The following is a 24,423-nucleotide window of genomic DNA, read 5'->3' on the forward strand; positions in this document are numbered from 1 at the left end:
CGTTGGGAGAGAGAGGAAGGTTTCTCTATTTCTTCAACACACCAATCACTTTTCCATTGATGCGGACATCCTCACTACGCATGAGAATTGGCTCATAGTTTGGGTTTTCAGCCATCAGTAACACATCGTTGCCCATTGGCATATATTTTTTCATCGTGGCCTCATCATCAATCACTGCAATGATAATGTCGTTCGGCTGCGCAGATGTCTGCTGATGGACGATGACGGTATCACCTTTATGAATTTCTGCACCTATCATACTATCGCCTGTAACGGTCAAAGCAAATGATTCCTTCACTGAAAACACCCAGTCTTTCGGAACAACAACGCGTGCATCATACTCTTCAATTGCGAGTGTGGGAATGCCCGCTGCCACATTGCCAATCATCGGAACAGTCGCTTTTTCATGCACTTGCAAATAAACTTCCGAATGTTCTTCTCGTATCTCGATTTGCTCCTCATCATCAAGAGCAGTTGCATACGAATACGTACGGCCATTCTTTAAGTTCAAGTAGCGTTTAGTATTCTTCGTCTCAGGCAAGAACTGCGGACGACACCTTGGAATGTCTTGTACCTCTTCTCCGTTTCGATCGATGATTTTAATCTCTAATCCGTCCGTCACCAATCCGTAACGTACAGTAGTATTTGCTTCTAAATAGCTTTTCAATTGCTTTAGACCTTCTTCAATTCCAGCTCCGAACTGTTTCACTTCGATAAAGAGCAAAGGCATTGCTTCTTCCCCGGAGTATATCGTCACTGCGATATCACAATAGCCACGTTGTGAAAACTTCTGAACGGGATATTCCAGCTCCAACAGTTCATACGGATATCCGTAGGTTTCATGAAGCTCGCGTAACATCCACTGACGCACGACTTCTTCTCGTGAATGGAGATCACTCAATTGATCTGTAAACTGATAATGACTCATACTAATAGATTCAAATGGTCGCAGTGCACAGTCTTTCTTCATACGTAAATGCTTCCGCTCAATTTCTTTAATAAACTTCGATGGCTTCTTAACAGATGACATATATAAAAGCTCATTTGCTCGCGTCATACCAACATAAAGAAGCTTTCGCTCGTCGGAATCGACCGTTTTTTGATCTTCCACATCTGTATACCGATCATTTGGAATGACACCTTGATTCAAGTCGACGAGGAAAATGACTTTGAACTCCAACCCTTTGATGGAATGCATCGTGACAAGTTTGACCTTATCCGATTCAAAGTTCGGCTCGCTGTTTTGGAGAACTTCTGTTGGTATACCTGCTGCTTCTAGCCCAGTTGCTAAACTCTCTAACAAACGGTTACTCCGCGCAACTAGACAAATTTCGCGCAGGTCATAATCATTTCGTAACATTTGAATTTCCTCTACTAAGAATGCGAGTTGTTTTTGCGGTGTCGTGAAAAATCGATAAATCGGTGGATGTCCATGGCGATCAATCAATGCTGGCTTCACAAAATCCACATTCGAACGAATCGTCTCGTCCGCTTCAATCAAATCAAATGCAGCAGTAGAAATTTCTGTCGTCGTCCGGTAATTCTTACTTAACGCTCGTGCCCTTCCACTCATATCGTAGCCAATTGTTGTATACGGTCTACCTTTTCCAAGCCATGAATGGGCATAAATACTTTGGGTGTTATCTGCGACAAAGAGTAGCGAGGAATAAGGTTTCTCTTTATAGAGCGCTTTTAAAAATTCAAGTTGTACGCGTGTCAAATCTTGGCTTTCGTCGATAATGACATGTGTATAGCGTTTAGAATTTACTTCGTGGACTTGGCGAAGCGCAAGTACATTCATACGTTTGAACGTAACAAATCCTTTCTTCTCCATTTTGTCCGTGAACACGCGCCAGAGTTCAAAAATAGCTTCTCGCAACTCTGAATTTTTAAGTAGTTTTTGCGGTGTGGAACTATCACCGGAAGCGCGTCCAATTCGGTCTACATTTTGATACGCTTCGATATCTTCAATGAGACACGACTCCATCCACAACACTTCATCCAGAAGAAACGCACTGTTTTTAGGCGATAGCACTTTTACATTCGGATACGATTTCTTCACTTCATGAATAGCATCAATGAGCAGTTGACGCTCCATCTGCTTGTCTGCAATTTGCAGTCTCTTTCGCGTTCGGCGATTGTAATCTACAAAAGCTTTAAACATCAGCGCATCAATTGTTGAAATTTCCACGTTCGCATTTGATGCGAAGAACTGTTGGAAGTCCTCTTCTTCAGCATCTGCAAGTCGTTCATATTGGAACTTGATATAGTTTAGTAGTGTTTTGTTATACGTGACCAACAAAATCTGATCATCTGCTTCATGACAATAGTTTGTCTTTAGAAAGTTGATACGGCGAATAGCCACTGTCGTCTTTCCAGACCCCGCAACGCCCTTGACTAACATTTGTCCCGTTGGCTCGAGCTCGACAATTCTCCGTTGTTCGACATTTAATTTCATAAGTTCTCTCCGTTCATCCATTGAGTTTCCTTAATTTTATGAATGTTTGGGAGGAATGGCAAGGGAATATAGGAATTATCTGTATAATGTGTCACCTAAATCAAATATTGCTCCACGAAACTTGAATTAATTAAAACTAAGTTAGTTTAATTGAACTTCTCAAACCTAGATTGCTCACTACTTTTCACATAATATTCAATGGTCTGAATAACCCTTTCAAACTCATCACGAACTTCATGCTCCCAAAACCTCAAAAGGGTCCAACCTTCCTCAATGTAGTGGCGACTATATTCTTCATCCCGCTCACGGTTCCTCTTGATTTTCTGACTCCAGAACTTTGAGTTAGTCTTAGGTTTTTTAAAATGTATCGGGCAACCATGCCAGTAGCATGAATCAAGGAATACTACTATCTTTAGTTTCGGGAAAGAGATGTCAGGCGTTCCGAGTAGTTGGCGATTATTTTTACGAAATCTGTATCCATCTGCCCATAGGCGTTTACGCACCTTCAACTCAATCGATGTGTCTTTCCCACTATTCCCTTGCATTGTTTTGCGCGCTGCTTCACTTGAAGCTTTTGGAACATTCCTTGCCATCTCTTCCACCTCCATAATGAACTTCATATTCTTACTAAAATTCCCTTGTGACAGAAATAGAAACATGGCAGATTTATATGATAAAATAGTACGATTCGATCTTGATCTTTTTACGAACTTCATGTATAATGAAGTCAAAACTACGAAAGGGTGTTCCCATTTTGCAAAAGAATCAATTGAACGTTATTGAGCTCTTTGCGGGCGTCGGAGGTTTTCGACTTGGCTTAGAACAGGCAAATAAAGATTTGTTTAAAACTGTTTGGGCCAATCAGTGGGAACCATCCCGTAAAGAACAGCATGCCTTTAACTGTTATAATGCTCGTTTCCAAGAAGGAATTGCATCCAACGAGGACATTACGAAAGTTACTAATGAAACATTCATAGATTTAAAGCCCGATTTGTTGGTCGGGGGCTTCCCTTGCCAAGACTATTCAGTAGCTCGTTCACTAAGTGGTGAAGCTGGGTTACAAGGTAAAAAAGGAGTGCTTTTTTGGGAAATAGCACGTATCCTCGACCAGACACAGCCTAAATATGTGCTACTTGAGAATGTAGACCGCTTATTAAAATCTCCATCTAAACAACGCGGACGCGACTTCGCCGTCATGTTGGCAACATTTAGAGATTTAAATTATTCTGTGGAATGGCGTGTCGTTAATGCTGCAGATTATGGCTTTGCACAACGTAGAAGACGTGTTTTCATCTTTGCCTATAAAAATGACATTGCTTTTGATGACAGCCAGCGTAAACACTCGCAACAAGACCTCATCTATAAAGAAGGTTATTTTGCAAAGACCTTCCCTGTTAAAGAGGAACCTTATAAAGAGCGTGTGAGTTCTACAAGATTACCTGAAGACGTCGTAGATATTTCAGACCTTTTCTCATACAACTTCCAAACTTCTGGAATTATGCAAGATGGTGAAGTCACTACGATTCATACGCAACCAATCGAGATGAAGCCAGTGACTCTTGGAGAGATTCTTCAAGATGAAGAAACAGTACCTGAAGAATTCTACTTGTCTGAAACTCAAGCTGAGAAGTTTGCATATCTACGAGGACCTAAAAAGATTGAACGTACTTCCGCAGATGGTCACAGCTACACGTTTTCAGAAGGCGGCATGTCCCCTACTGACGAACTAAACAAGCCAGGTCGTACTATGCTGACAAGCGAAGGTACAACAAACAGAAGCACACATGTAGTAGAAGTGAATGGGCGAAAGCGATTCCTTACACCTCTTGAGTGTGAGCGCCTTAATGGATTCGAAGATCACTGGACAGAAGGTATGCCTAACCGTATGCGTTACTTCTGCATGGGGAATGCGTTAGTGGTAGGGCTCATTAAGAAAATGGGCGAGCGTATTGAAGAAATCGAGAAAACAAATGCAAAAAAAGAAGTTCAATTGAACCTTTCTATCTGAAGCTGACCCACGTCAGCTTCTTTTTTATGGTAAATTGTAAGAGCATGGTAAATAAATATTTAGGGGTGATTAAATGGAATACGAATTGTTCTCACATCGTTATGCGGAATCCATTTTAGATGGTGAACCAGAATTTCAAGAAACTTGGACAGATATTAAAAATGTGATTGAAGGAATTAGTGAAGAAAAAATTGTTGAGTGTTTCAAGGAAAAACATGAAGGTACGACAAAAAGTCTCTCAAAAACTCTCAATCATCTATTTAAAGAAGCCTTTGTCGAAAAAGGATGGGTTAGTGAAAGTTCGATCTTCCAAGATAGAGAATACTCAGATAATGTTTGGAGATTAGATTTCGCAAAAGATAACATATCAATTGAGGTAGCATTTAATCACGCTGGTACAATTGCATGGAACTTATTAAAACCTGTACTAGCTAGTGAGTTGAATCATGTAGAGAAGAACATTCAAACTAAAATAGGAGTAATCATTTGCGCTACTAAAGAACTACAAATTGCGGGTAATTTTGATTCTGCAATCGGAACGTTTGAAAAATATAAACATCATTTAATACCACTTAATAACCAATTAACAACCCCTATATTATTAATAGGTTTAAAATCTCCCTCTAACTTTAAAATTGAGCGTTATTACAATGATGTTCGAAAGCAAATGGGTAGAATCGTTCAATTTAGCGAAGAGGCTATTGCATCTGACTTGTTTGAGGACGATGTGGAAGAAATGACAATAAAGGATGAGGATTTGGATAAAATTTAAGTAATATACATATATTAAGGTTTACATTCTATGTTACAAGGAGTCATTCATGGAATTCACTACAGAAGAAGAATTAGTAGACTATGCGGTCAAGGCGGAAGGAAAGAAGTTTGCAGATATCGACTTGATGGGCAGGCTAGACAAAGTAACTAAGGGAAACCTTGGACAGATTATTGAAGAGAGTTACTTTGGCTATGCAGTAAATTCACGACCAGAGGCAGACTTCAAAGAGCTCAACATCGAGCTTAAAGTGACCGGAGTAAAGAGAAATAAAAATAAGACACTCTCGGCGAAAGAGCGTCTCGTTTTGAATATCATCAATTATAACGAAGAAGTTAAGAAAGAGTTTGAGACTTCAAGCTTCTGGAGCAAAAACCAAAAGCTGCTCCTCTTCTTCTATTTATGGGAAAAAGAAAAGATGCAGCGAGATTGGAGCATCTTGAAGACGCACCTCCATTCCTATTCTGACGAAGATTTAGAAGTTATCAGGCAGGACTGGGAATATATCATTAGCAAGATTCGTGCGGGTAAAGCCCATGAACTTTCAGAAGGTGATACGAACTATTTAGGTGCTGCTTCAAAAGGAACAAATAGTAGTTCTGTTCGGTCCCAGCCATTCTCAGACGTGCCTGCTATGCAGCGCGCATTCAGTTTAAAAAACAGTTACATGACAGCACTCACTCGAAAACTTCTTTCTGAAAAAGATTTAGTCCGTATTTCTTCACAACAAGAATTGAAAGAAAAGACATTAGAAGAAGTCATCACTGAGCGCTTTGCTCCATTCGTCGGTAAATCATTATCACAACTCTCTAGAGAAAAGAATATACGAGTCAACACAAACACCAAAGCATTCTTACCCGACTTCATCAGTTCCCTATTAGGTATCAAAGGAACGTCACTAAACGATATCGAAGAATTTGCGAAGGCCAATATTCAGTTCAAAACAGTTCGCCTGGAACCAGTCGGATTGCCTAAAGAGCATATGTCTTTTAAGAATGTAGATTTTCACGAATGGCTAGACACACCATTCGATGAATCGGAGCTCTTTGACTATTTTTCAGAGACAAAGCTGTTGTTTGTTGTATTTGAATATAAAGAGACCGACAAAGAAAATCCGAATCGTGAACTTTATTTTAAAGGAGTAAAGCTTTGGAATATGCCTTATCAAGATATCCAAGACTTACGCGAGTTTTATGATCACGTAAAAGGAATCTTACAAGAAGGCGTGATCCTTACAGAGAAAAAACGTGGGACATCTACTAATCTCCCCGGTGCAGGAACCAACGGCAAGTTTCATCTTCGCACGAAAGCACGTGACGGAAAAGATAAAATCAGTTTGCCTGTTACTGGTGAGATGTTGACGAAGCATTGTTTTTGGTTTGATAAACAATATGTAGTAAAGGTTATTAATGAGGCTTAGCCGTGGAAGCTAAGTCTTATTCTATATCGATTCCAATCAACCAAATAGGCATAGATAAAACATTTTTAAATTCCTCAAAAAGCATTTTAGTCTTACTAAAGTTTACAGTAGCTGTGCTAATTCGTTTATCTAGATTTCCTGTAGCAGTTATGTAAATGAGTAAGTCCACATCTTCATCTCTCTCAACCTGGACGACTTTTAATATATCCCTATACACTAAGCCCCAGTTCCCAAATTGAATTTCACCCAAGATGGTAGGCTGTCTCTTTCTATGGTCAACGTCTACACCTTTTTGAAGCTTATCTGCTCCTAATTTTTCATTCATCTCTTCCCATCCAGAATTTTTTCGTATCTCTTTATTCCAGTGATCCTTCCCATAAGAAAGTGCTCTCCTACCAAAACACAAATTTCTAAAATTCATAAAATTATATTCTTGATCCCAAAGAGCAAAATCAAAACCTTGGTTTTTTTTAGAATCATAAAAGATACCCTCTTTGTAAGTGACCTCATATTTAAAATCTAAGTTAGATTGATGAAACCTTTGTCTAATCCCTTTATTCAATGGAGTAGACTTTAATCTAGGAAGATACTTAAGACCTTCCTTTCTTTGTGCATAGGTCATACTAAACTTTTGGTCAGTAATTTCACCATTTAGTATTGATTCTATTTCGGTCTTCAATTCACTGTATTGATTTAAGAAAAATTCACTTTGTCTAAAGTGCTCTTGATCTCTAATATATAATCTACCTGTTGTTCTATTTCCCCACTCTTCTGCTAATTCTTCTGTCCATTGAATATCATTCATTACTACCCCATCCTTCTCCACCAATTTGAAAGTAATCACATTATTGATTTCCACATATTAAAATAGCCATAGCTCTTTCTATATTCGATAAAACACACACAACTCCTTTTAATGGAATACGATTTTCTTGAAACCTACCACCCAAAATAACGTATAGTAGTAATAAGATGGTAAAAATTCGCAAAGGATGATAACTATGGATTTCGCAAATGCAGCCGTTACATTTCTCTGGTCTATAGCCGCAGTGCTTTTTCTAAAACTGGTTAGTTCATTTTTCTTCAAGTCAAAACGAAATTTGATTTCTGTTTTGACTACGCTTGGATTACTTGGAGTTCTCGGTTACTTTATAGCTACACAATTTAGCTATATGCAGACGAACTTTCCTGTCCAGCTAGTGATTGTAAGTGTTGTAGTTCTAATTCTAGTTGTTGCGTTGATTAGAGATGTCCACAACTATGTAAAAGAAATAAAGCACAACCAAACAACTATTGAGTAAATCGTTTAGGAGTGAACTGAATGAAACTAGGCTTGGAGAATAATGAAGTACGATTGGTAGAGTATACAACAGAGTGGCAAGAGGAATTCGCACGTGTGAAAGAACAACTTCTGCAAGCCACATCTCTTCTGCCCCACCAGATTGAACATGTTGGAAGCACAGCAATAAATGGAATGGCCGCTAAACCTATTTTAGATATGGTGGTCGGGGTCGACTCTATTGAATCAGTTGATCGTGAGTTTTTCAAGGCGCTGCAGTCTGCAGGTTTCCTGCGCTTGCGTGTGGAACGTCCGAATGAGATTGTGCTCGCGAAGTTTGCGGATGACACGTATGCCGTGAAGACGCATTATATTCATCTTGTCGACTTCGACGGTGAAATCTGGCGAAATTTGCTTTTCTTCCGGGATTATTTAGATTCTAATGAAGAAGCTCGACAGCAGTATTTGGCTATAAAGCTAGATTATTTAGAGTCATCTTCTTCTGGCATTCAAGAATATACGGAGTTTAAAGAGGCGTTTGTGAAAGAGATCTTTGTAAAGCGGGATCTTGTTTAACTACTGTTAGGGGGAAAAGCAGTTGAAGAGGAAGCTACTTGTGATTTTGGTAGTTTTAAGTGTAGCTACAAATTTGTTTGTTTTCGGAAGATGGATACTGGTCGACCAGTGGGCTACGCCTTCTTCAGAAGAAAAAATCATTTTAAGTGAACTGATCCAAAGAACAGTCGAAAGCGAAGACTATAAAACTATTGAAGAGCCTATAGTAGCTATCGAAGCCACTATGGACAGAAACAAAGGCGGCGTGTTCCCTTATTATTTTGCGATAAATGTCCATGCTGACGAACAAAAGTATGTATTCTCCTGCAGCAACGAGGCATGCGATACAATGCAAATTGATTCAATAGCAGAGTCCAGATACCAAGACGAAAGTCCTCGCATCCCTCTTACAGAATAAAAGTTTCAATAGCGTGGTGCTTGTGCGGTACTTTGCGTGTTTACTGCTGTACTTTCTTAGGGATGTGTTGTGATTTTGAACTTAAGTGTTTTGAAGTGAATCGTTTGCAGGGGACAGGCATCGCCACAATTCTATCGCGGCTTTGATACAGCCACAATTGTTCGGCTTTGCCTCCAATGGTGTCTGCCTCAAATCCAGAATGGTGTCGCTGTCTGTCCCCGGAATGAGGAACGGGGCTGCGGCGGGCTGTCGTCCACCTTGCCCCTCCGCATCATTAATACGACTGCACTCCTCTAATCTAGAAAAAGAACCTGTTCTTGTGTAAGACAGATTAAAGATGCCTGGTACGTGCAGAAACTAGAGATGGAAACGACTCCCAAAAGGTACCTGGACCCCACACAACTTCAACATTATTTATGTTTATCCGCTTTCCAACGCAGGAATGCGGGTTATTTTTGCATATCCGATGAATAGTCTTGATTGTCCGAATTGTTTTTGGGACAGGTACCTTTTCGATATTTTATTTAGTTATTTTGCTGAGCTTAATCGGTATTTTTGCGTGGCGAAAACCAAAAGCAATTCGGCCTTATCATATGGTTCTACTGGTTGCTGCAGTTGGACTCGTTGCATTCCTGCTTTATCATAGCCTTCAGGATTTCCAGCGAAACTTAGGGGTGTTAGAAGTAGTATTTGAATCATTAAAGGAGTGAAGCAAGATGGGTGAGAAGGTTCGTTTAGCTATACTAATAATTCTCACACTCTTTATGACATCACAGATTTTCACACGTGAACTTGTCTCGTTAAAAGTATCTGCTGGATTCGTTACCCTCTATGCTTTATTTGCATGTATAGTGAACTTTTTAGCTCTTCAAGAAAACAAGTCAAAAACGAAGAATAAATAAAAATGCCTTGATAGAAGGTTTGTTGTCACTCAAGGCATTTATAGCAATTATTCTATTTTGATGTGAAATTTTCTGTAACATCTACAATCTCTACTAAAGATCTATCTTTTGAGATTTGAACTTCATAAGTATATTCATTTCCCTGATTACTTAACACAAGCACGATATACCTTGCCTGACCAAAATTGTAAAGAGTTCCACCGTGCATTAGTGGTTCTGTTTCACCATGAACTTTTAGCGTTTCAAGCGCTGCATAATGAAAAATCATTAATTCATTTTCTTTGTGTTCTTTGTACATATAGGCAGATAATATAAGTGTAGCTAGTAATAGACTAAGTAAGATCCATACTTTCTTCATTGCATACCTCCACTAAATACTGAACAAACGCATCGTCCGTTCCAACGAACTTCTCCACCCCTTGAATGTGATAAAAAGTACTCGTTTTATCATAATCATAAATTTCATCCGTCGGAGAATAAAGATACACCCTCTTGCCCAATCCAATTGCAATTCCTAATTCGATATGGGTGCCTTTCCCGCCAGGTAGCAGGATAACAACGAAATCTGATTCAATTACTGCTGCTTTCTCAAGTTCCCCGATAGTGGCTAACTTCTCTATAGAATTAGCACGCTCATTCTGAGTCCAATCATAGGAATGTATGTGACCCCTCAGCTTTAACTCATTCGAGAGATTCCTGACTTCTTCTATGTTCTTAAAACTAGATGCTATGTAAAATTTCATGGAATCTGCTCCTTTTTATTTTCTAAATATATAGTTAACAAAATTTGTTTCAAATGAAGTCCAGTATTCAAAGTTATTAGTCATTGTCCAGATCTTTATTTATAAAAGTTTTTGCATCTACTTTATTCCCAGTCTTCTCATTAATGTACTGGCCTATAACAGATTTATTTATACCATCCCTCACAGCTGTATAAATCACAAAATGTAAAACTAAAAGTCCTAAAATCCATAGAATAATTGTTCCGAAAATCTCTGCTCCCACTCACTTCACCTCATTTTCATTCATCTGAATAACATTGAAGGATTTCCCATAGTTGTTAACGAATATAGCATTATGAATAACTTTATCACAAACTAGTTTAAGGAAGTGCTGCATGAAAAAATTAAGTTTGCTTGGAATGCTTCTGTTGATACTTTTAGCAGGCTGCCAGTTTAAGAATATTCCGGATGTAATCGAGCACCAAGGTGGTAACTTTGAAAATGACGAGTATTTTGGGGCATTCATTAAAAATATAGAAGCTGGTATCTCTGATCAGGTAGACTATGTACGTTATGGGGAAGAAGGCGAAGAAATCGTCACGAAATTGCGATTCAATGGATCTGAAATTGATGTGGGTACATATGTAGGCTGGCGAACGATTGAAAAATTCACTTGTCTGTCTGCTGAACAACAAGGTTTTGAGGAGAGTATTTCATTTCTGTTGAAAGACTGCTCTGGAGATATCACTGGCCATTTGGAGTTAGCATCTTATCCACTATCTTCTGAGGAGGAAAATCAATGAAACTAAGCATCTCATCTTTCATTATCAGCATCCTCGGTCTCTTCATTGCCTATATGATTTTTCCGCCATTTAACATCGACTATTTAGGACCACATCCGATGCTTTGGATCCCAATTGGGTTTTTCATCTATCTCATCGGGATGAGTTTGGCTGTCTATGCGTTCATGAAGAAAGAGCCCGGATTCATGAAATACGTCGCTTTGTCACCATTGATCCTTGGCGGACTATTTCTTGCTTTTTTAACGTATTTATTTGGAGAAGAGATTTGAGACCTATGAAATCCTAGGCTATTAAAAGAATTGACTAGAAAGAGTGAGTTAAAATGCCTATAATTCATCACGAAATTTTTATTCATGCACCAATTACAGTTTGTTTTGACCTTGCTCGAAACATCGATGTACATATACAAACGACTGGCAAAACCAATGAACGAGCAGTAGCTGGAGTTACAAGCGGCCTCATTGAAAAAGGACAGACAGTTACTTGGGAAGCCACTCACCTCGGAGTACGACAAAAGTTGACGGCTAAAATCACTCAGATGGAGAGGCCTTATCAATTCGTAGATGTGATGGTCAAAGGCGCATTTCACTCATTTACTCATACACATGAATTTGTAGAAAGCGGCACTGGTACCATTATGAAAGATACCTTTAGTTATAAATCACCGTTAGGGATAGTAGGAATTCTAGTTGATAAGTTGCTTTTGGAAAGATATATGCGTGAATTTATAGTGAATCGTGCTGAAGGGTTAAAGAAGATTGCAGAAGAAAGTATATGAATATATAGTTCTTTTATATCTTCCCTTCCTTGATCCACGACCGAATTCGAAAACTACCGAAGGTCGCTACTGCTAGTAATAGCATCAGATACACAACCCAGATACCCATGCGATTGATTTCTCGTAAGCCATCCGCATTAACGACGACAAAAGTGGTCACTCCAATGAACAGTAGGTATAGAAAGATATTTGGGAGAATCCAGATGGCTCTCAGCGTGGTATTTTTCATAGTGAATCCTCCAGTAGCTTGGATTTTTAAAAGTCATTGTTAGTGGGGACAGGCATCGCCACAATTCTATTGCGGCTTTGATACAGTCACAATTGTTCGGCTTCGCCTCCAATGGTGTCTGCCCCAAATCCAGAATGGTGTCGCTGTCTGTCCCCGGAATGAGGAACGGGGCTGCGGTGGGCTATCGCCCACCTTGCCCCTCCGCATAATAAGTTCGAATGCACGCATCCAATCTAGAAAAAGATTCCGTTCTGGCGTAAGAAGATTAAAGATGCCTGGTACGTGCAGAAACTAGAGATGGAAACGACTCCCAAAAGGTACCTGGACCCCACACAACTTCAACACTATTTATGTTTATCCGCTTTCCAACGCAGGAATGCGGGTTCTTTTTGCATATCCAATGAATAGTCTTGATTGTCCGAATTGTTTTCGGGACAGGTACCTTTTCGGAAAAGAATAAAGATGCCTCCAGCGGGATTCGAACCCGCACTCCTTTCGTAAGCATAGGCTAGGGGGAACACGCTTCCCTACGGACTTTCACCGACAGGACTTTCACCCATCTCAGCTAATTTGCTTTTCGGTGCTTCTGAAACCCTTACCTTGCGACCCGGTTCTACATTGTTTTCCGGCGCTCTTCCCTTCTAGAGCTATAGAGGCGTACTATTAACGTTTGCTTACAACCAGTGCTCCAATGCCACTGATGAGCATATAGGCAATTACAAACACCCAGAGATAACTAAGGGATACAGCTGACTCTCCTGCGTAACTAAGTGCTGTCAGCGCTAAAAACAACACGCCCATAAAGACGTTACCGACGACCGCATAATATATCCGCATATTGTTGCGCGTACGTTCATCTATCTCTGGCGTATTGTCTTTTTTTGATTTCACATAGACCAGGTTGATCAAGAAGATAATGAGCAAGCCTGTTGCTGCTCCAAGAATTGCAGAGATATCCCCGTCATTGAAGATGAACGTTCCAATCACGACTCCAAGAAAGCCACCAAATGTTGCGAGTGTTAGATACCACTTCTTAAACTTTTTCATTTTCGTTCCTCCTCTTCTAAAATGAACACGTCTTCCATCGGTAAATCAAAATACTTCAAGATTTTGAGTGCGAGCTCAAGACTCGGATTGTATTTGTTTTTTTCAATGGCTGTGAATGTCTGCCGCGTCACCTGCAGATCTTCAGCCATCGTGATTTGCTTAATGCCTCTTTCTTTGCGAATCTGCTGGATATTGTTTCGAACCGGCATGTCTTTTCCCTACCTTCCGAACAAAAATGTAAATATATCTTTACGTAAAGTGTAATACACTCCCCATTAAAAGTAAAGATATGTTTACATGTTAAATTAAAGGACTTTTACAGTTACTGGCGAATAGTACTAGTAATGTACATGAAATTTTAGAGAGTAAGGGAGAGATAGAGAGATGGAAACTATAATCGGCTTTTTGCCAATCATTCTTATGTTCGTTATTGTAATAGTCATCATATCAATCATTCGCTGGGTGAAGCGTTTTGTTTGACTAAAGGAAAAGAGGAATTGAATGTATAAAGATAATGAACTAGTGATACGAAAAATTGAAGAAGACGACTTAAAACGATTGTGGGAATTAACTTTTAAAGAAGAATCACCCGAGTGGAAAAAGTGGGATGCGCCTTACTATGAACATAAGGCGAAATCGTTTGAGGACTACATACTAAACAAAGAAACCATTGTTAATCAAGATGATTTCTGGCTGATTGAAGTCGACGGCATCATTATCGGAACAGTGGGTTACTACTGGGAGCACAAACCTTCCAACTGGCTTGAAATGGGGATAGGTATTTACGACCCGAATTATTGGAGTGGCGGGTTTGGAACGAGAGCGCTTACTTTATGGATCCATCATCTCTTTACAACCTTGCCACTGGTAAGAGTAGGTTTTACCACCTGGTCGGGAAATCATAGGATGGTCAAAGTAGGAGAAAAACTTGGCATGCAGATGGAAGCAAGACTTAGAAAGTGCCGGTTCTATAATGGCGAATACTACGACTCCATTCGAATGGGACTGTTGAGGGAAGAATGGGAAGAGGGACTTCTGAAAAATAGAGTCCTCATTTAACATTAAAAAAGCCCCCTGGAATGAATCCAAAGGGCCTCGACGCAGTATTTGTATTTATGCCTGCTTCGCTTCTAAAATCTCCTGAATCTCTGTCCAGTCGACAAGACGCGTGAACGTCAAATGTCGGTTATAGGACTGATCTTTAAGGATGACTTTGAGATTCTCTTCTTTCACCAACGTATTTACCACATCCGGTTTATCATCAAAATAATAATCCAGACCTAAGCGTTTAATGATTTGTACTTTTTCATCGTCTTTCATACCATAGAAGAAACGCTCATCTTGAACCGGGAATCCTTGTTCTTTCATCCACTCTTTTGTTCGCTCCCCATGTTCCTTTGGTCTTGCTGTAATGTAATAAATCTCATGGCCTTGTTGCTCAAGCTCTACCAATGTTTCTAAAGCATTTGGGTAAACGGGGCAAGTCGTGTAGTAAATGTCTTCTAAAGACGATTTCCACATCTCGCCGCCTTGTTCGTCCGTCATGTCAAACAACTCATGGATTTCAACGCGCTCTAGCTTCGTGAACTGGTCGAGCGGCACGTTCTTTCCTAGTTTTTGATTGTAGATGTCAAACGCATGCTTGCGCAAATCAATCAATGTATCGTCAATATCGAAACCAAATTTCATGATGTAACTCCTTTACGTAAGATAGACGGGATAACCGCTTATTTTAAAGTCTTTGCCTGTTTTTTCGATTTGAGTGGCGGACAATTCAATGGCTTGGTTCATTTTGGCAAAGCCTGTACCTTCTAAAAACGTAGGTGCATCTTTTCCACCAATCAGTTTCGGCGCCATGTATAAAACCACTTTATCAATCAGTTGATGCTCAAGGAAAGACGCGTTGATTGTCCCTCCTCCTTCAATTAGCACGGATGAGACCAGGCGCTCGCCTAAAATAGCAACGACTTGTTGTACATTGACATGGTCCGAGCTATCCGTCCGAAACACTTGAACGCCTCGAGACCTCAGTTGTGCTTCTTTCTCAGAATCTGCATTCTGACTTGTGAATACCCACGTTTCCGCTTGTTGATCGACAACTACTTTAGCCGTTAACGGAACGTTCAGGTGGGAATCTATAAGTACTCGGATTGGATTTCGCCCATTCGGAATTCGAGTGGTTAGCTCGGGATCATCTTTTAACACAGTATTCACGCCGACCATAATGGCCCGGTGTTCATTTCGCAAGTGATGGGCATCTCTTCTGGATTCTTCTGAAGTAATCCATTTGCTATCAGATGTATGCGTAGCAATTTTACCGTCTAGCGTAATCCCTGATTTCATAGTAATGAACGGGGTCTTGTGTGTGATAAATTTATTGAACACTTCATTCATTTGCTGAGACTGCTCTTCACAGACGCCGGTGATGACTTCAATCCCTGCTTGCTCTAAGATTTTCACACCATTTCCTGCCACGATAGGATTTGGGTCTAACGTGGCAATCACCACTCGTTTGAGTCCAGCGGCGACGATACCTTCCGCACAAGGGCCGGTTCTCCCATGATGCGAACATGGCTCAAGGGTAACGTAGATTGTGCCACCTTTTGCATGTTCCCCAGCCATGCGAAGTGCATGAATCTCAGCATGGGGTTCCCCTGCTTTTAAATGAGCACCTACTCCCACAATTCGGTTGTCATTGACAATGACAGCGCCCACTAACGGGTTCGGATCGGTCTGTCCTTTCATGGCCTGTGCATTTTTAAGTGCCAGTTCCATATAAAATATATGATCAGTCATGAACAGGTGTCCCTTCTTGTTGTATATGACCTGAGCGTTTTACTTTTGTCTGCAGGTAGACCTCATTGAACTCGGACAAATCGCCCCATAACTGTTGGCGGCCAGATAATTCTAAGCCTGCGTCTTGCAGAGCCTGTAATTTTTTCGGGTTATTTGTCATCAGTTTGATCGGTTTTGAGCGAAGTGCCTTCAGTACATGAATGGCATCGCTATAGTCACGCGAATCGTCCACAAAACCAAGGCTTTCATTGGCATCTACCGTATCGTAGCCATTTTCTTGGAGGATATACGCCATCGCTTTACTGAACAGACCAATTCCACGGCCTTCATGATTGGCTAAATAGAATAAAGCCCCCGTTCCATGGTCCACAATCATTTTCATCGATTCTTTCAATTGATAGCCACAGTCGCATCGTTTGCTCCCGAAGATATCTCCTGTGTGACAAATCGAATGCATACGAATGATGGCATCTTCTCCATTCGCGAAGTCTCCATAGGCCAGTACACTGGATTGTTGCAGTTCAGCTAAATTTGATGAAGAGAGTTTCTCAATGATGCGATTCACATCACTTGTCACTTCGTCACAGTTCAACCAGCTATACCACTGGAACACAATAGTTTCCCCGTAAAGGTTCACAGGAAGACGAATCGGGCCGACTAAGTAAATCGCCCCATCCTCTTTATGAATCAATTGAATTTTATCTTGTAATGCTGCAACCACTTTTGAGTCTAATTTTTCTTGTATCATGATGTCCACTCCTGCTCAAGTTCTGAATTTTGAATGAGTTTTCATCATTCTATCACGGAGGATAAAAATCCGTGAGTAAAAGAACTCGGGAACTTTCAAGTAGTGGCGGGCTTCGACAGCCGATAGATTTTACATAAACTTTATACAAATAGAAAAAACTGCAAATCCAATAGTGATTTGCAGACTCTTATTGAATATCGAAAGCCATCATGTAAGTCGCCTCACTCCTCCTCTACTACAATCTTCGAAGCTATCTGTTTTTCCCGATCACGAATCTCCGCAACTACCCTATCACCAATTTCTAACGATTCTGCAGATGCTGAGTTGGCCCCTACCTTTTCAATAATCGTGGCGTCATCGATGATTACTTCATAGACCGGATACTCCGCTTCTGGATCATCCCCATAAATTGCAATATGGATGGAATCCTCTTCCACTTTAAAGATTTCTCCTTCAATCTCTGAAGGAAAGTTGCCACTGCACCCTGCCACTATAAATAAAATGCCACTTATAACACCTAATCGTTTCATCAACATCACCTCAAACAGGAATCCCACATAGAAAATAGCCATTTATTTCTAACTATATCAAACGATTCAGAAAATACTAGCTTTAATTTACAAAATAAACCATAGCAAACAACTCTACTTTCTAGGACGAAATTCCTCTTAATTTGAGATAGTTTCCCCCTACAATAGTTGGTATACTTTACCTACTAAGGAAACTATCCTGAAATGAGTGAACTCTTATGAAACTCCCATTAAAATTTTTGATTATACTCGTCACAACAGTCAGCTTATTTGTCACACTAGCTGTTGTATTTGCTACAGAATACTATGTAAACAGACAGACTCTTACTGAATCTACCCTTGAACTGAACTACTCCAATGCACAAAAATTGAGTACTTTAACAAATGATACCTTTATCTTGATGCGTGAGAGTTTACAAGCAAACCACGCAAATGTTCTGGAGAACTGGGACGACCCAGAAGAGTTAACGTCTATTCTCAAAACTATCCAAGAGTCAAACTTTAACTTTAATTCCGTTACCATCATCAATGACAATGGGACCGGCCGCGCCAACTATCCCGATATAGGGCTTGTGGGTATCTATATCAATACAGAAGGCGTGAAACGTGGGATTGAGGTTAAGCAAGATTTCATTTCCAACCCTTACATAGGTACGAATAGCAAACTCATGCTCATCATCTCTACAGCGCTCTATCAAGACGGAGAGTATTACGGAATGCTGAACGGACTCGTTTGGTTAGAAGAACAGAACTTCTTAACTCGTCTACTGGAACAAACTTATGGAGATGATTCCACTTTAGCAACTGTTTATGATAACGAAGGACACTATATTTATCACCCACGGAAGGAATGGATAGGCTCGAAAGTTTTTGAAAATCAAGCAACCAGCGATTTAGCTCAAGATCATGCAGGAAAAAGTATTATTGAAGATCGAACAGGTGCCGTGTTTTATGCGGGATATGACAAAGTAGAAGAAAGTGATTGGGGTATTATTTCTATGACACCTGAAGAAATTGCTTTAGCGCCTGCAGAACTCTCTACAAAAAGAGCAATCGTGATTAGTCTACCGTTTATTCTTGCGGCTTTCTTAGTTTTACTAGGGCTCATCCTGTTCATCACGAGACCTTTAAATCGCTTGTCACAGGTCGATTATTCTAAGCCGATTCATGAAGTCATTCAAGAGACGCAAACTATCCCTTCACCTTATCGAGAATCTGCCGCACTCAAACAGATGATCCTTTCCTTTGCACAAAATCAACAACAGCTGTTAGGAGAATTAGAATCTTTAGCGATTACCGACCCGCTGACAGGTCTTTTAAACAGACGTCAATATGCACACATGCTTGAACTTATTCACGAAAACCAAGAACCGTTTGGCTTAGTCATCCTTGATATCGACCATTTCAAATCCATCAATGACTCGTACGGGCATTTAGTTGGAGACCAAGTCCTAATCAAACTCGGAGAGCTGATGAAATCCTCTATGCCAGCGGCCAGTCTGCCTGTACGTTTGGGCGGAGAAGAATTTGCATTTGTCATACAAAGCACGACTGAAGACGAAGTAGTAGCATTTGCAGAGAGATTCAGACAAGAGGTCGAACACACTAGTTTTCCTGCTCCACAAACGATTACCGTATCTATTGGTGTCGGGTATTTCGATTGTACGCAATGCGACCTTGAAACGTTTTTTAGTGATGTAGATACACAACTCTATAAAGCCAAAGCAAACGGACGAAATCGCATTGAATGTGTTTCCTTCATAAATGGCACAAAAGAGTTTTCCTAACAAAAAACCTATGTCCACACCGGACATAGGTTTTAAAAGTCTTTATAGATAAAAAATGTATTTTTACCAGAAAGTTTAGCCGTATACAATGCATGATCTGCCTTTTTTACAACTGCATCAAAGTCTATCTCTTCATCAGCTTCAAATAGTACAACGCCAATACTTGCAGAGATTCTGTAGCCTTCTTCCCATTTCTCCATCGCTTTTACTAATTGTGTTGCGCAGTGAGATACCTCTTCTTCCGTACTCGGATACGCAAAGTGAACAATAAATTCGTCCCCACCTAGACGTACTGCACAACTTTCTTTATTTCCACGAGTGGCTTCTATCAAGCGTTTTGCAACTTCTTTTAACACTTCGTCCCCTGCGTCATGGCCAAACGTATCGTTCACCTTTTTAAAGCCGTCTAAATCTAGATAGAATAAACTCCCACCTTGTTTCGCGGTATCTTCAAAACGCTTAGATAAATAACGGCGATTGTAAAGGTCTGTTAACGGATCACGATAGGCACATCGCTCTAATTCAAGGTAGTAGGAAAACATCTTCACAATTCGTTGGAGCAATTCGATACTATGCTCGTCGTATGCACTTGCCTTGCTGTCTGCCACACAAAGCGTCCCAAACTTATCTCCGTTCATATGCGTGATGGGCAACCCCATATAAGAGTGAATATTCGCACCTTTCAGGAGTCGTTTGACAGTCACGGAATCCGCATCTCGCTCCACATCTTCATAAATTAGAGGTTCATTTTTAGAAAAGTCGATTCGGTTGCATACAGACTTCGGGAGTGGCACAACAGTACCTTCAGAGACGAGAATTTCTGAATGTTCATCAGAAACTTTTAAAACGACTTGTTGAACATCTGTAAGAGAGGACAAATAGATGAGTTTGTTAGGCAAGATCTCCTTCGCAAGATCTAAAACATCTGTTGCCAGCTCATCAAAATTCCGGTACATTTGGAATTCTTGTGTAGTTGTCACGAGTGTCCCCCCTCTTCTACTCTTTCTTTTCTCTAGTTACAGTCTAGTATACCCTATTTTCTCCAAACTCTGAAATGATGATTTAAAATCGATTTTAAATATAAATTTATTGATAAACGATAAATTATAGAGTATTCTTAACTCAAATCATTGTTGGAGAGGAGCAAGCTTTGTGAAAAAAGGTACCACTGTTTTGTTAAAACTTGCGCTGGTAGTGATCGCGTTACCTGTCGCCGGCCTATGTCTGTATGCTCTGCCCTTATTAGCTATGGAAGCCTTTACTCATATGAACGGGGAGAACATTTTGCCTTTCATTCTGTTAGGATTAGTAACAGCTGCTCTACTTTCTGCTATTCCTTATTACATCGCATTATTTCAAGCTTATAAATTATTACGTTTAATTGAAACCAATGGCGCCTTTTCAGCCGCATCTGTCGGAGCCTTAAAAAAGATTAAACGTTCCGGTCTATGGATTAGTTTCTTGTATACGCTTGCGTTACCTCTCATTTTTGTTGTTGCGCAGTGGGACGACGCACCTGGTTTAGTTCTAATCGGAATGGTAATTGTTGGAGCTTCACTAGTCGTTTCAGTATTTGCAGCTGTTTTAGAAGCGCTGCTGCAAGAAGCGATTACGTATAAAACTGAAAACGAATTGACGATCTGAGGTGAGAACATGCCCATTCAAATTCATATTGATGTCCAGTTAGCAAAACGTAAGATGAGTGTGACACAACTCACGGAAAAGGTCGGCATCACCATGGCAAATCTGTCTGTCTTGAAGAACGGGAAAGCAAAAGCCGTACGCTTCTCGACACTAGAAGCCATTTGCAAGGCACTGGATTGTCAGCCGGGTGATATTTTGGAGTATGTACCAGAGGAGGAAGAAAATGATTCGACCGTTGTTTGATTACAATTGGCAAGTGCGTGCGGATTGGATGAAGTGGTGTGAAGAGTTACCGTATGAGGAACTTGTGAAACCACGTTTTGGTGGTATGAAATCCATCCTTCATAATTTGTATCATGTCGTGTATTGCGAACATATCTGGGTCAGCCAGCTTCTTGGTATAGATGTGAACATCCAACCCATCGAGAAGATCCGAACGCTAGCTGATATTCGTGCTTTTGAGGCGATGACACGTGAACGGACGCTCCAATGGTTTGAAAAAGAGACTGTCTTAAATGATGCGGTTCTGGATTTGCGTGGACGGCAGTTTTCTCATATCAAGGTGATGATGCACATCGCAACACATGAAGTACACCATATCGGTCAGCTATCTGTTTGGTCTCGTGAGCTTGGGCTCGCACCCGTTAACTGTGACTTGTTACCACGGGACGTGGAGTTTTTAAATATAGAAAAGTGACATTCCGATTTGTCTGGAATGTCACTTTTTTTGGTTAGTTGAATAACGAATTATACATCGCAAAGCTCATAATCAGGAATAGTACAGCGAGCACGATGCCGCCCAGTATCTGTCCACTGCGATTTGGTCGATTTTCAGGTTGTTTATCCATAGGTCAACCCCCACTCTTCAGTATCTGATATAAGTATACACTGATGTATGGTGTGAGGTAAAACCAGAACTAGTAGACTCAGCTGCTGTTCGTGGCTATTTTATGGCGGCAGTTCAGGACTAAGCACCTCTCCCAGCAGTAAATCCCGAAAGTACATCACCATTTTGGAAAAGTGCATCACTAAACAGTAAAAGTTGACCATTAAGTACCATGAACTGCCCAACGAACAAAAAACCATGAGCGATTTCGCTCATGGCACTCTACTCTTTAGAATTCGATTAAGTTTCTATACGTCAACAGCTTTAAAATTGCGTAAAAACTTAAAGTACGGTAACACAGTTCCACAAACTGAAACTATACATATCACTATACCTATCAAAAGATAGAGCGGACGAATGCCCCAGAGTTCACTTAGCAAACCTCCAACCACGATACCTGCAAGCATAAAGGTTCGTATAAGCAACAAGCGAACAGATGCCACTTTTCCTAGCATAGAATTTGAAATAGATTTTTGGAATAAAGTTAGATTTTGAATACTAAACACAGCCATCGCCACTCCTCCAACTACTTCTGTCAGAATTGCAAGAGGTAGCCAATCAATAAAATAGAGTGCTATGAAGGTAAGGCCCCCAATGAAAAGAGAGCCTATCATCAAACCTAACCCCTTCATTTTAATCTTCGGCACTAAAACAGCACCCAAAATATAACCAACAGGGAAACCAGCCATAAAGTATCCATAGTCTGCGTACGAACCATTCAGCTCCGTTGTAATGTATGGAAGTGTGGTAATGAGTGTGACACCCACCCCAAATTGTACAAACCCTAAGAAAACACCTAGCCAGAGAAGGACAGGATTTTGAAAGAACATCCGGTACCCTACTTTCATCTCCGACCACCAAGAAGCTCGTATCGCGCCTACTTGTTTTCGCTCTTCTACCAGTAATAATAATAAACCACTAGAGAGAAGTAAACCACTCACGAAATATAAAGTAACTTGGACACTCGTGAATTCGATCACTACGCCCGCAAGCACTGGAGCTAGGAAAGACATTAGTCTGGCAGTCCCATCTAAATAGGCATTTGCCTGATGTAGTTCCCCTTCTTTAACCAAAGTTGGAGTAATCGCTTGATTTGCTGGTACATAAAGAGGCGTAATCAAACCAATTACAAGCTGAACTGCATAGACGTGCCAAACTTCTAGTTCATTTATATACAATAAGAAGAGTGGTACAAGAAATACAGTTCCACGAACAAGTTGGCTAAAAATCATAATTCTCTTGCGACTCCATCGATCGATGAAAGGACCGATTACAAATTGTAAAAGTAGTGACGGGACATAATACAAGATCCACATACTTCCTAGTGCCAGTCCCGAACCAGTCAATTGAAAGACAAGAATTGAATTACAAAAGGTGCCGAATGCCCCGCCGAGTTCAGAAGCAGCATTGCCGGACCAGACAGAGAGAAATGAGCGGTTTTTGAAGAGTGAGGATTTAGTTGTCATCTCTCAAGAAACCTTATCAGTTCTGACTGTAAGACATTTAATGCATCTTGTTTAATGCGATACGTTGAGGCATTCACCTCCACAAGCCGTGCAGATCGAAGAATTTTCAAGTGATGGTGAATAGTGGATTTCCCGACATCTAATCGTTCCGTCAATTCCTGCAATGTCTGTTCCTTTTCTACAAGCATTTTTACCAACTTGAGTCGAACTTCATCTCCCAGTGCTTTGTAGCGGAGGACCAAAAACTGATCTGGGGTGAAACGGTCTTCTGGAGTAATACTCTCATTTGCGACAGGATAATAAAAAACTTTCGTGTCTTCTAAATCAGCCACTATATTCCATGGTCGATAACTGATTTGTGGAATCAGCAGGACATGATGGACACTTGGTTCAGGACTATACTCAATCCCTCCAGTTACCCAACGAACGAATTCCTCAGGGTGAAGGTTTGCTAAAATATTCTTCTTATCTTCATAATCGCGATTTAAAACAGATGAGATTTTTGCATAATTATGCCGTATAACCTCTTCGTTCCATAGAGCCATCACTGCACATAGATGTTCTTTCAACTCCTGTATTTCAACTGTACAAATGTAGTGAATGTAATCCGGAAAGAATGGGTTATCCTTAGTCTCTTCTTGAAGATCTCTTTGTGCTTCTATATCTCCTATAGCAGCATTAGTGCGAATCTGCTGAAACTCTCCTCCAATAAAAGGTATACAACTAAACCTAATTTCCATCTCTGATAATTCTTCTATGTATGTTTGAAATTCTTCATGGTTCTCAAATGGTTTTTTGTGAAGCAGTTGCAGGATTGCTTTCCACGTATTGTGCTTTTCTACATAATCCAATTGAGCTTGTAACTCGGTCGAAAATATTTCCGTATTCCAATAGATTGAGGATTCATCCAGTGTCTCTAGTAATCGGGGATTTGTAATTGCAGCAATAGCCAGTGCATTCTCCCATAACATAGAATGCTCAAGCTGGACTTGATACGTTTGGCGTTTACGACTTGTTGTATGAAGGATTTCCACAAAACCACTCCTTGAATGTTGTATAGTAACTTTATCATAAATTCTATTTATTTAGAATTAATAATTCTATAAATATAGAATGACTTTAACAACTTGTCTTTTAACAAACAAAAACCATGAGCGATTTCGCTCATGGCACTC

The 24,423-nt window shown here is 40.3% G+C and carries 31 protein-coding genes; 15 read left to right on the top strand and 16 right to left on the bottom strand.

The genetic code is table 11. The features are described 5' to 3' along the window. Positions 1-25 precede the first annotated feature (25 nt). Positions 26-2,458, bottom strand: coding sequence for a transcriptional repressor LexA (lexA, locus tag ACF3OH_RS12665; protein WP_392454962.1), 2,433 nt, complete (start codon positions 2,456-2,458; stop codon positions 26-28). A gap of 146 nt (positions 2,459-2,604) precedes the next feature. Further along, complete coding sequence (locus tag ACF3OH_RS12670; protein ID WP_392454964.1) at positions 2,605-3,051, bottom strand: very short patch repair endonuclease; 447 nt, start codon at positions 3,049-3,051, stop codon at positions 2,605-2,607. Positions 3,052-3,179: 128 nt separating this feature from the next. On the opposite strand from ACF3OH_RS12670, the gene dcm reads away from it, so the two are divergent. From dcm to ACF3OH_RS12685, 3 genes are all read left to right on the top strand, one after another. Continuing rightward, positions 3,180-4,466 carry a DNA (cytosine-5-)-methyltransferase gene (gene dcm / locus ACF3OH_RS12675; RefSeq protein ID WP_392454965.1) on the top strand — a complete coding sequence of 429 codons (1,287 nt, stop codon included), beginning with the start codon at positions 3,180-3,182 and terminating at the stop codon, positions 4,464-4,466. Positions 4,467-4,539: 73 nt separating this feature from the next. Further along, positions 4,540-5,238 (top strand): BglII/BstYI family type II restriction endonuclease, encoded by a 699-nt coding sequence (locus ACF3OH_RS12680; RefSeq protein ID WP_392454967.1) that lies wholly within the window; start codon positions 4,540-4,542, stop codon positions 5,236-5,238. Positions 5,239-5,287: 49 nt separating this feature from the next. Next, positions 5,288-6,658, top strand: coding sequence for a Sau3AI family type II restriction endonuclease (locus tag ACF3OH_RS12685; protein ID WP_392454968.1), 1,371 nt, complete (start codon positions 5,288-5,290; stop codon positions 6,656-6,658). Between the two features lie 16 nt (positions 6,659-6,674). Here the strand turns inward: ACF3OH_RS12685 and ACF3OH_RS12690 are convergent, their stop codons facing one another. Beyond that, the gene (locus ACF3OH_RS12690) at positions 6,675-7,463 is read right to left on the bottom strand and encodes a BglII/BstYI family type II restriction endonuclease (protein WP_392454969.1); all 789 of its coding nucleotides are present in this window, start codon (positions 7,461-7,463) and stop codon (positions 6,675-6,677) included. A 196-nt stretch (positions 7,464-7,659) separates the two neighbouring features. Between ACF3OH_RS12690 and ACF3OH_RS12695 the strand changes: the two genes are divergently transcribed. The 4 genes from ACF3OH_RS12695 to ACF3OH_RS12710 all read left to right on the top strand — a co-directional run bounded on the left by ACF3OH_RS12695 (position 7,660) and on the right by ACF3OH_RS12710 (position 9,812). Continuing rightward, complete coding sequence (locus ACF3OH_RS12695; RefSeq protein WP_392454970.1) at positions 7,660-7,959, top strand: hypothetical protein; 300 nt, start codon at positions 7,660-7,662, stop codon at positions 7,957-7,959. Between the two features lie 20 nt (positions 7,960-7,979). Then, positions 7,980-8,513 carry a GrpB family protein gene (locus tag ACF3OH_RS12700; protein ID WP_392454971.1) on the top strand — a complete coding sequence of 178 codons (534 nt, stop codon included), beginning with the start codon at positions 7,980-7,982 and terminating at the stop codon, positions 8,511-8,513. 22 nt (positions 8,514-8,535) lie between these two features. Further along, complete coding sequence (locus ACF3OH_RS12705; protein WP_392454972.1) at positions 8,536-8,910, top strand: hypothetical protein; 375 nt, start codon at positions 8,536-8,538, stop codon at positions 8,908-8,910. 716 nt (positions 8,911-9,626) lie between these two features. Beyond that, the gene (locus tag ACF3OH_RS12710) at positions 9,627-9,812 is read left to right on the top strand and encodes a hypothetical protein (RefSeq protein ID WP_392454973.1); all 186 of its coding nucleotides are present in this window, start codon (positions 9,627-9,629) and stop codon (positions 9,810-9,812) included. 52 nt (positions 9,813-9,864) lie between these two features. On the opposite strand, the gene ACF3OH_RS12715 is transcribed toward ACF3OH_RS12710, so the two are convergent. From ACF3OH_RS12715 to ACF3OH_RS12725, 3 genes are all read right to left on the bottom strand, one after another. Beyond that, positions 9,865-10,170: a hypothetical protein gene (locus ACF3OH_RS12715; protein WP_392454974.1), complete on the bottom strand. Its 306-nt coding sequence runs from the start codon at positions 10,168-10,170 to the stop codon at positions 9,865-9,867. Beyond that, positions 10,145-10,555, bottom strand: a complete 411-nt coding sequence (locus tag ACF3OH_RS12720) for a nucleoside 2-deoxyribosyltransferase (RefSeq protein ID WP_392454976.1) — start codon at positions 10,553-10,555, stop codon at positions 10,145-10,147. Before ACF3OH_RS12720 ends, ACF3OH_RS12715 begins: the two co-directional genes overlap by 26 nt. 76 nt (positions 10,556-10,631) lie before the next feature. Then, on the bottom strand, positions 10,632-10,817 hold the full coding sequence (locus ACF3OH_RS12725) for a hypothetical protein (RefSeq protein ID WP_392454978.1): 186 nt from the start codon (positions 10,815-10,817) through the stop codon (positions 10,632-10,634). 112 nt (positions 10,818-10,929) lie between these two features. On the opposite strand from ACF3OH_RS12725, the gene ACF3OH_RS12730 reads away from it, so the two are divergent. Genes ACF3OH_RS12730 through ACF3OH_RS12740 form a run of 3 tightly spaced genes read left to right on the top strand, consistent with a single transcriptional unit; the run spans position 10,930 to position 12,115 of the window. Further along, positions 10,930-11,337, top strand: coding sequence for a hypothetical protein (locus tag ACF3OH_RS12730; RefSeq protein ID WP_392454979.1), 408 nt, complete (start codon positions 10,930-10,932; stop codon positions 11,335-11,337). After that, positions 11,334-11,606 (top strand): hypothetical protein, encoded by a 273-nt coding sequence (locus ACF3OH_RS12735; RefSeq protein WP_392454980.1) that lies wholly within the window; start codon positions 11,334-11,336, stop codon positions 11,604-11,606. Before ACF3OH_RS12730 ends, ACF3OH_RS12735 begins: the two co-directional genes overlap by 4 nt. 53 nt (positions 11,607-11,659) lie before the next feature. Beyond that, positions 11,660-12,115, top strand: coding sequence for a cell division protein (locus ACF3OH_RS12740; protein ID WP_392454981.1), 456 nt, complete (start codon positions 11,660-11,662; stop codon positions 12,113-12,115). Between the two features lie 892 nt (positions 12,116-13,007). Here the strand turns inward: ACF3OH_RS12740 and ACF3OH_RS12745 are convergent. Continuing rightward, complete coding sequence (locus ACF3OH_RS12745) at positions 13,008-13,391, bottom strand: hypothetical protein (protein ID WP_392454982.1); 384 nt, start codon at positions 13,389-13,391, stop codon at positions 13,008-13,010. Beyond that, positions 13,388-13,600, bottom strand: coding sequence for a helix-turn-helix transcriptional regulator (locus ACF3OH_RS12750; protein WP_392454984.1), 213 nt, complete (start codon positions 13,598-13,600; stop codon positions 13,388-13,390). The genes ACF3OH_RS12745 and ACF3OH_RS12750 overlap by 4 nt, the downstream gene beginning before the upstream one ends. A 292-nt stretch (positions 13,601-13,892) precedes the next feature. Between ACF3OH_RS12750 and ACF3OH_RS12755 the strand changes: the two genes are divergently transcribed. Further along, positions 13,893-14,450, top strand: coding sequence for a GNAT family N-acetyltransferase (locus ACF3OH_RS12755; protein ID WP_392454985.1), 558 nt, complete (start codon positions 13,893-13,895; stop codon positions 14,448-14,450). 54 nt (positions 14,451-14,504) lie between these two features. On the opposite strand, the gene ACF3OH_RS12760 is transcribed toward ACF3OH_RS12755, so the two are convergent. The 4 genes from ACF3OH_RS12760 to ACF3OH_RS12775 form a co-directional block, all read right to left on the bottom strand. Continuing rightward, positions 14,505-15,080: an HAD family acid phosphatase gene (locus ACF3OH_RS12760; protein ID WP_392454987.1), complete on the bottom strand. Its 576-nt coding sequence runs from the start codon at positions 15,078-15,080 to the stop codon at positions 14,505-14,507. A gap of 12 nt (positions 15,081-15,092) precedes the next feature. Further along, entirely contained in the window at positions 15,093-16,187 is a 1,095-nt protein-coding gene (gene ribD / locus ACF3OH_RS12765; RefSeq protein ID WP_392454989.1) for a bifunctional diaminohydroxyphosphoribosylaminopyrimidine deaminase/5-amino-6-(5-phosphoribosylamino)uracil reductase RibD, read from the bottom strand. Beyond that, complete coding sequence (locus ACF3OH_RS12770) at positions 16,180-16,935, bottom strand: GTP cyclohydrolase II (RefSeq protein WP_392454990.1); 756 nt, start codon at positions 16,933-16,935, stop codon at positions 16,180-16,182. Before ACF3OH_RS12770 ends, ribD begins: the two co-directional genes overlap by 8 nt. 221 nt (positions 16,936-17,156) lie before the next feature. Continuing rightward, positions 17,157-17,465, bottom strand: coding sequence for a hypothetical protein (locus tag ACF3OH_RS12775; protein ID WP_392454991.1), 309 nt, complete (start codon positions 17,463-17,465; stop codon positions 17,157-17,159). Positions 17,466-17,683: 218 nt separating this feature from the next. On the opposite strand from ACF3OH_RS12775, the gene ACF3OH_RS12780 reads away from it, so the two are divergent. Continuing rightward, positions 17,684-19,252, top strand: a complete 1,569-nt coding sequence (locus ACF3OH_RS12780) for a diguanylate cyclase (protein WP_392454993.1) — start codon at positions 17,684-17,686, stop codon at positions 19,250-19,252. A 32-nt stretch (positions 19,253-19,284) separates the two neighbouring features. Here the strand turns inward: ACF3OH_RS12780 and ACF3OH_RS12785 are convergent, their stop codons facing one another. Then, a complete protein-coding gene (locus ACF3OH_RS12785) occupies positions 19,285-20,232 on the bottom strand; it encodes a sensor domain-containing diguanylate cyclase (protein WP_392454994.1) in 948 nt (315 codons plus the stop codon). 172 nt (positions 20,233-20,404) lie between these two features. Between ACF3OH_RS12785 and ACF3OH_RS12790 the strand changes: the two genes are divergently transcribed. Genes ACF3OH_RS12790 through ACF3OH_RS12800 form a run of 3 tightly spaced genes read left to right on the top strand, consistent with a single transcriptional unit; the run spans position 20,405 to position 21,593 of the window. Then, positions 20,405-20,896: a DUF2975 domain-containing protein gene (locus ACF3OH_RS12790; RefSeq protein WP_392454995.1), complete on the top strand. Its 492-nt coding sequence runs from the start codon at positions 20,405-20,407 to the stop codon at positions 20,894-20,896. Between the two features lie 9 nt (positions 20,897-20,905). Beyond that, positions 20,906-21,139 (top strand): helix-turn-helix domain-containing protein, encoded by a 234-nt coding sequence (locus ACF3OH_RS12795; protein WP_392454997.1) that lies wholly within the window; start codon positions 20,906-20,908, stop codon positions 21,137-21,139. Continuing rightward, a complete protein-coding gene (locus ACF3OH_RS12800; RefSeq protein ID WP_392454998.1) occupies positions 21,120-21,593 on the top strand; it encodes a DinB family protein in 474 nt (157 codons plus the stop codon). The genes ACF3OH_RS12795 and ACF3OH_RS12800 overlap by 20 nt, the downstream gene beginning before the upstream one ends. A 270-nt stretch (positions 21,594-21,863) precedes the next feature. Here the strand turns inward: ACF3OH_RS12800 and ACF3OH_RS12805 are convergent, their stop codons facing one another. From ACF3OH_RS12805 to ACF3OH_RS12815, 3 genes are read right to left on the bottom strand one after another with little or no spacing between them, the layout of a single operon-like run. Further along, on the bottom strand, positions 21,864-21,998 hold the full coding sequence (locus ACF3OH_RS12805; protein ID WP_392454999.1) for a hypothetical protein: 135 nt from the start codon (positions 21,996-21,998) through the stop codon (positions 21,864-21,866). Positions 21,999-22,030: 32 nt separating this feature from the next. Further along, positions 22,031-23,248 carry an MFS transporter gene (locus tag ACF3OH_RS12810; protein ID WP_392455001.1) on the bottom strand — a complete coding sequence of 406 codons (1,218 nt, stop codon included), beginning with the start codon at positions 23,246-23,248 and terminating at the stop codon, positions 22,031-22,033. Beyond that, entirely contained in the window at positions 23,245-24,282 is a 1,038-nt protein-coding gene (locus ACF3OH_RS12815) for a helix-turn-helix transcriptional regulator (protein WP_204589956.1), read from the bottom strand. Before ACF3OH_RS12815 ends, ACF3OH_RS12810 begins: the two co-directional genes overlap by 4 nt. Positions 24,283-24,423 lie beyond the last annotated feature (141 nt).

Origin of the sequence: Chryseomicrobium aureum (assembly GCF_043182735.1) — a bacterium.
Lineage (GTDB): Bacteria > Bacillota > Bacilli > Bacillales_A > Planococcaceae > Chryseomicrobium > Chryseomicrobium aureum.

Excerpts from the sequence above, each read along its gene's own strand:
- lexA (WP_392454962.1), bottom strand. The coding sequence starts at position 2,458 with ATGAAATTAAATGTCGAACAACGGAGAATTGTCGAGCTCGAGCCAACG.
- ACF3OH_RS12670 (WP_392454964.1), bottom strand. The coding sequence starts at position 3,051 with ATGGCAAGGAATGTTCCAAAAGCTTCAAGTGAAGCAGCGCGCAAAACA.
- dcm (WP_392454965.1), top strand. The coding sequence starts at position 3,180 with ATGAAGTCAAAACTACGAAAGGGTGTTCCCATTTTGCAAAAGAATCAA.
- ACF3OH_RS12680 (WP_392454967.1), top strand. The coding sequence starts at position 4,540 with ATGGAATACGAATTGTTCTCACATCGTTATGCGGAATCCATTTTAGAT.
- ACF3OH_RS12685 (WP_392454968.1), top strand. The coding sequence starts at position 5,288 with ATGGAATTCACTACAGAAGAAGAATTAGTAGACTATGCGGTCAAGGCG.
- ACF3OH_RS12690 (WP_392454969.1), bottom strand. The coding sequence starts at position 7,463 with ATGAATGATATTCAATGGACAGAAGAATTAGCAGAAGAGTGGGGAAAT.
- ACF3OH_RS12695 (WP_392454970.1), top strand. The coding sequence starts at position 7,660 with ATGGATTTCGCAAATGCAGCCGTTACATTTCTCTGGTCTATAGCCGCA.
- ACF3OH_RS12700 (WP_392454971.1), top strand. The coding sequence starts at position 7,980 with ATGAAACTAGGCTTGGAGAATAATGAAGTACGATTGGTAGAGTATACA.
- ACF3OH_RS12710 (WP_392454973.1), top strand. The coding sequence starts at position 9,627 with ATGGGTGAGAAGGTTCGTTTAGCTATACTAATAATTCTCACACTCTTT.
- ACF3OH_RS12715 (WP_392454974.1), bottom strand. The coding sequence starts at position 10,170 with ATGAAGAAAGTATGGATCTTACTTAGTCTATTACTAGCTACACTTATA.
- ACF3OH_RS12720 (WP_392454976.1), bottom strand. The coding sequence starts at position 10,555 with ATGAAATTTTACATAGCATCTAGTTTTAAGAACATAGAAGAAGTCAGG.
- ACF3OH_RS12730 (WP_392454979.1), top strand. The coding sequence starts at position 10,930 with ATGAAAAAATTAAGTTTGCTTGGAATGCTTCTGTTGATACTTTTAGCA.
- ACF3OH_RS12735 (WP_392454980.1), top strand. The coding sequence starts at position 11,334 with ATGAAACTAAGCATCTCATCTTTCATTATCAGCATCCTCGGTCTCTTC.
- ACF3OH_RS12740 (WP_392454981.1), top strand. The coding sequence starts at position 11,660 with ATGCCTATAATTCATCACGAAATTTTTATTCATGCACCAATTACAGTT.
- ACF3OH_RS12745 (WP_392454982.1), bottom strand. The coding sequence starts at position 13,391 with ATGAAAAAGTTTAAGAAGTGGTATCTAACACTCGCAACATTTGGTGGC.
- ACF3OH_RS12750 (WP_392454984.1), bottom strand. The coding sequence starts at position 13,600 with ATGCCGGTTCGAAACAATATCCAGCAGATTCGCAAAGAAAGAGGCATT.
- ACF3OH_RS12755 (WP_392454985.1), top strand. The coding sequence starts at position 13,893 with ATGTATAAAGATAATGAACTAGTGATACGAAAAATTGAAGAAGACGAC.
- ACF3OH_RS12760 (WP_392454987.1), bottom strand. The coding sequence starts at position 15,080 with ATGAAATTTGGTTTCGATATTGACGATACATTGATTGATTTGCGCAAG.
- ribD (WP_392454989.1), bottom strand. The coding sequence starts at position 16,187 with ATGACTGATCATATATTTTATATGGAACTGGCACTTAAAAATGCACAG.
- ACF3OH_RS12770 (WP_392454990.1), bottom strand. The coding sequence starts at position 16,935 with ATGATACAAGAAAAATTAGACTCAAAAGTGGTTGCAGCATTACAAGAT.
- ACF3OH_RS12775 (WP_392454991.1), bottom strand. The coding sequence starts at position 17,465 with ATGAAACGATTAGGTGTTATAAGTGGCATTTTATTTATAGTGGCAGGG.
- ACF3OH_RS12780 (WP_392454993.1), top strand. The coding sequence starts at position 17,684 with ATGAAACTCCCATTAAAATTTTTGATTATACTCGTCACAACAGTCAGC.
- ACF3OH_RS12795 (WP_392454997.1), top strand. The coding sequence starts at position 20,906 with ATGCCCATTCAAATTCATATTGATGTCCAGTTAGCAAAACGTAAGATG.
- ACF3OH_RS12800 (WP_392454998.1), top strand. The coding sequence starts at position 21,120 with ATGATTCGACCGTTGTTTGATTACAATTGGCAAGTGCGTGCGGATTGG.
- ACF3OH_RS12805 (WP_392454999.1), bottom strand. The coding sequence starts at position 21,998 with ATGAGCGAAATCGCTCATGGTTTTTTGTTCGTTGGGCAGTTCATGGTA.
- ACF3OH_RS12810 (WP_392455001.1), bottom strand. The coding sequence starts at position 23,248 with ATGACAACTAAATCCTCACTCTTCAAAAACCGCTCATTTCTCTCTGTC.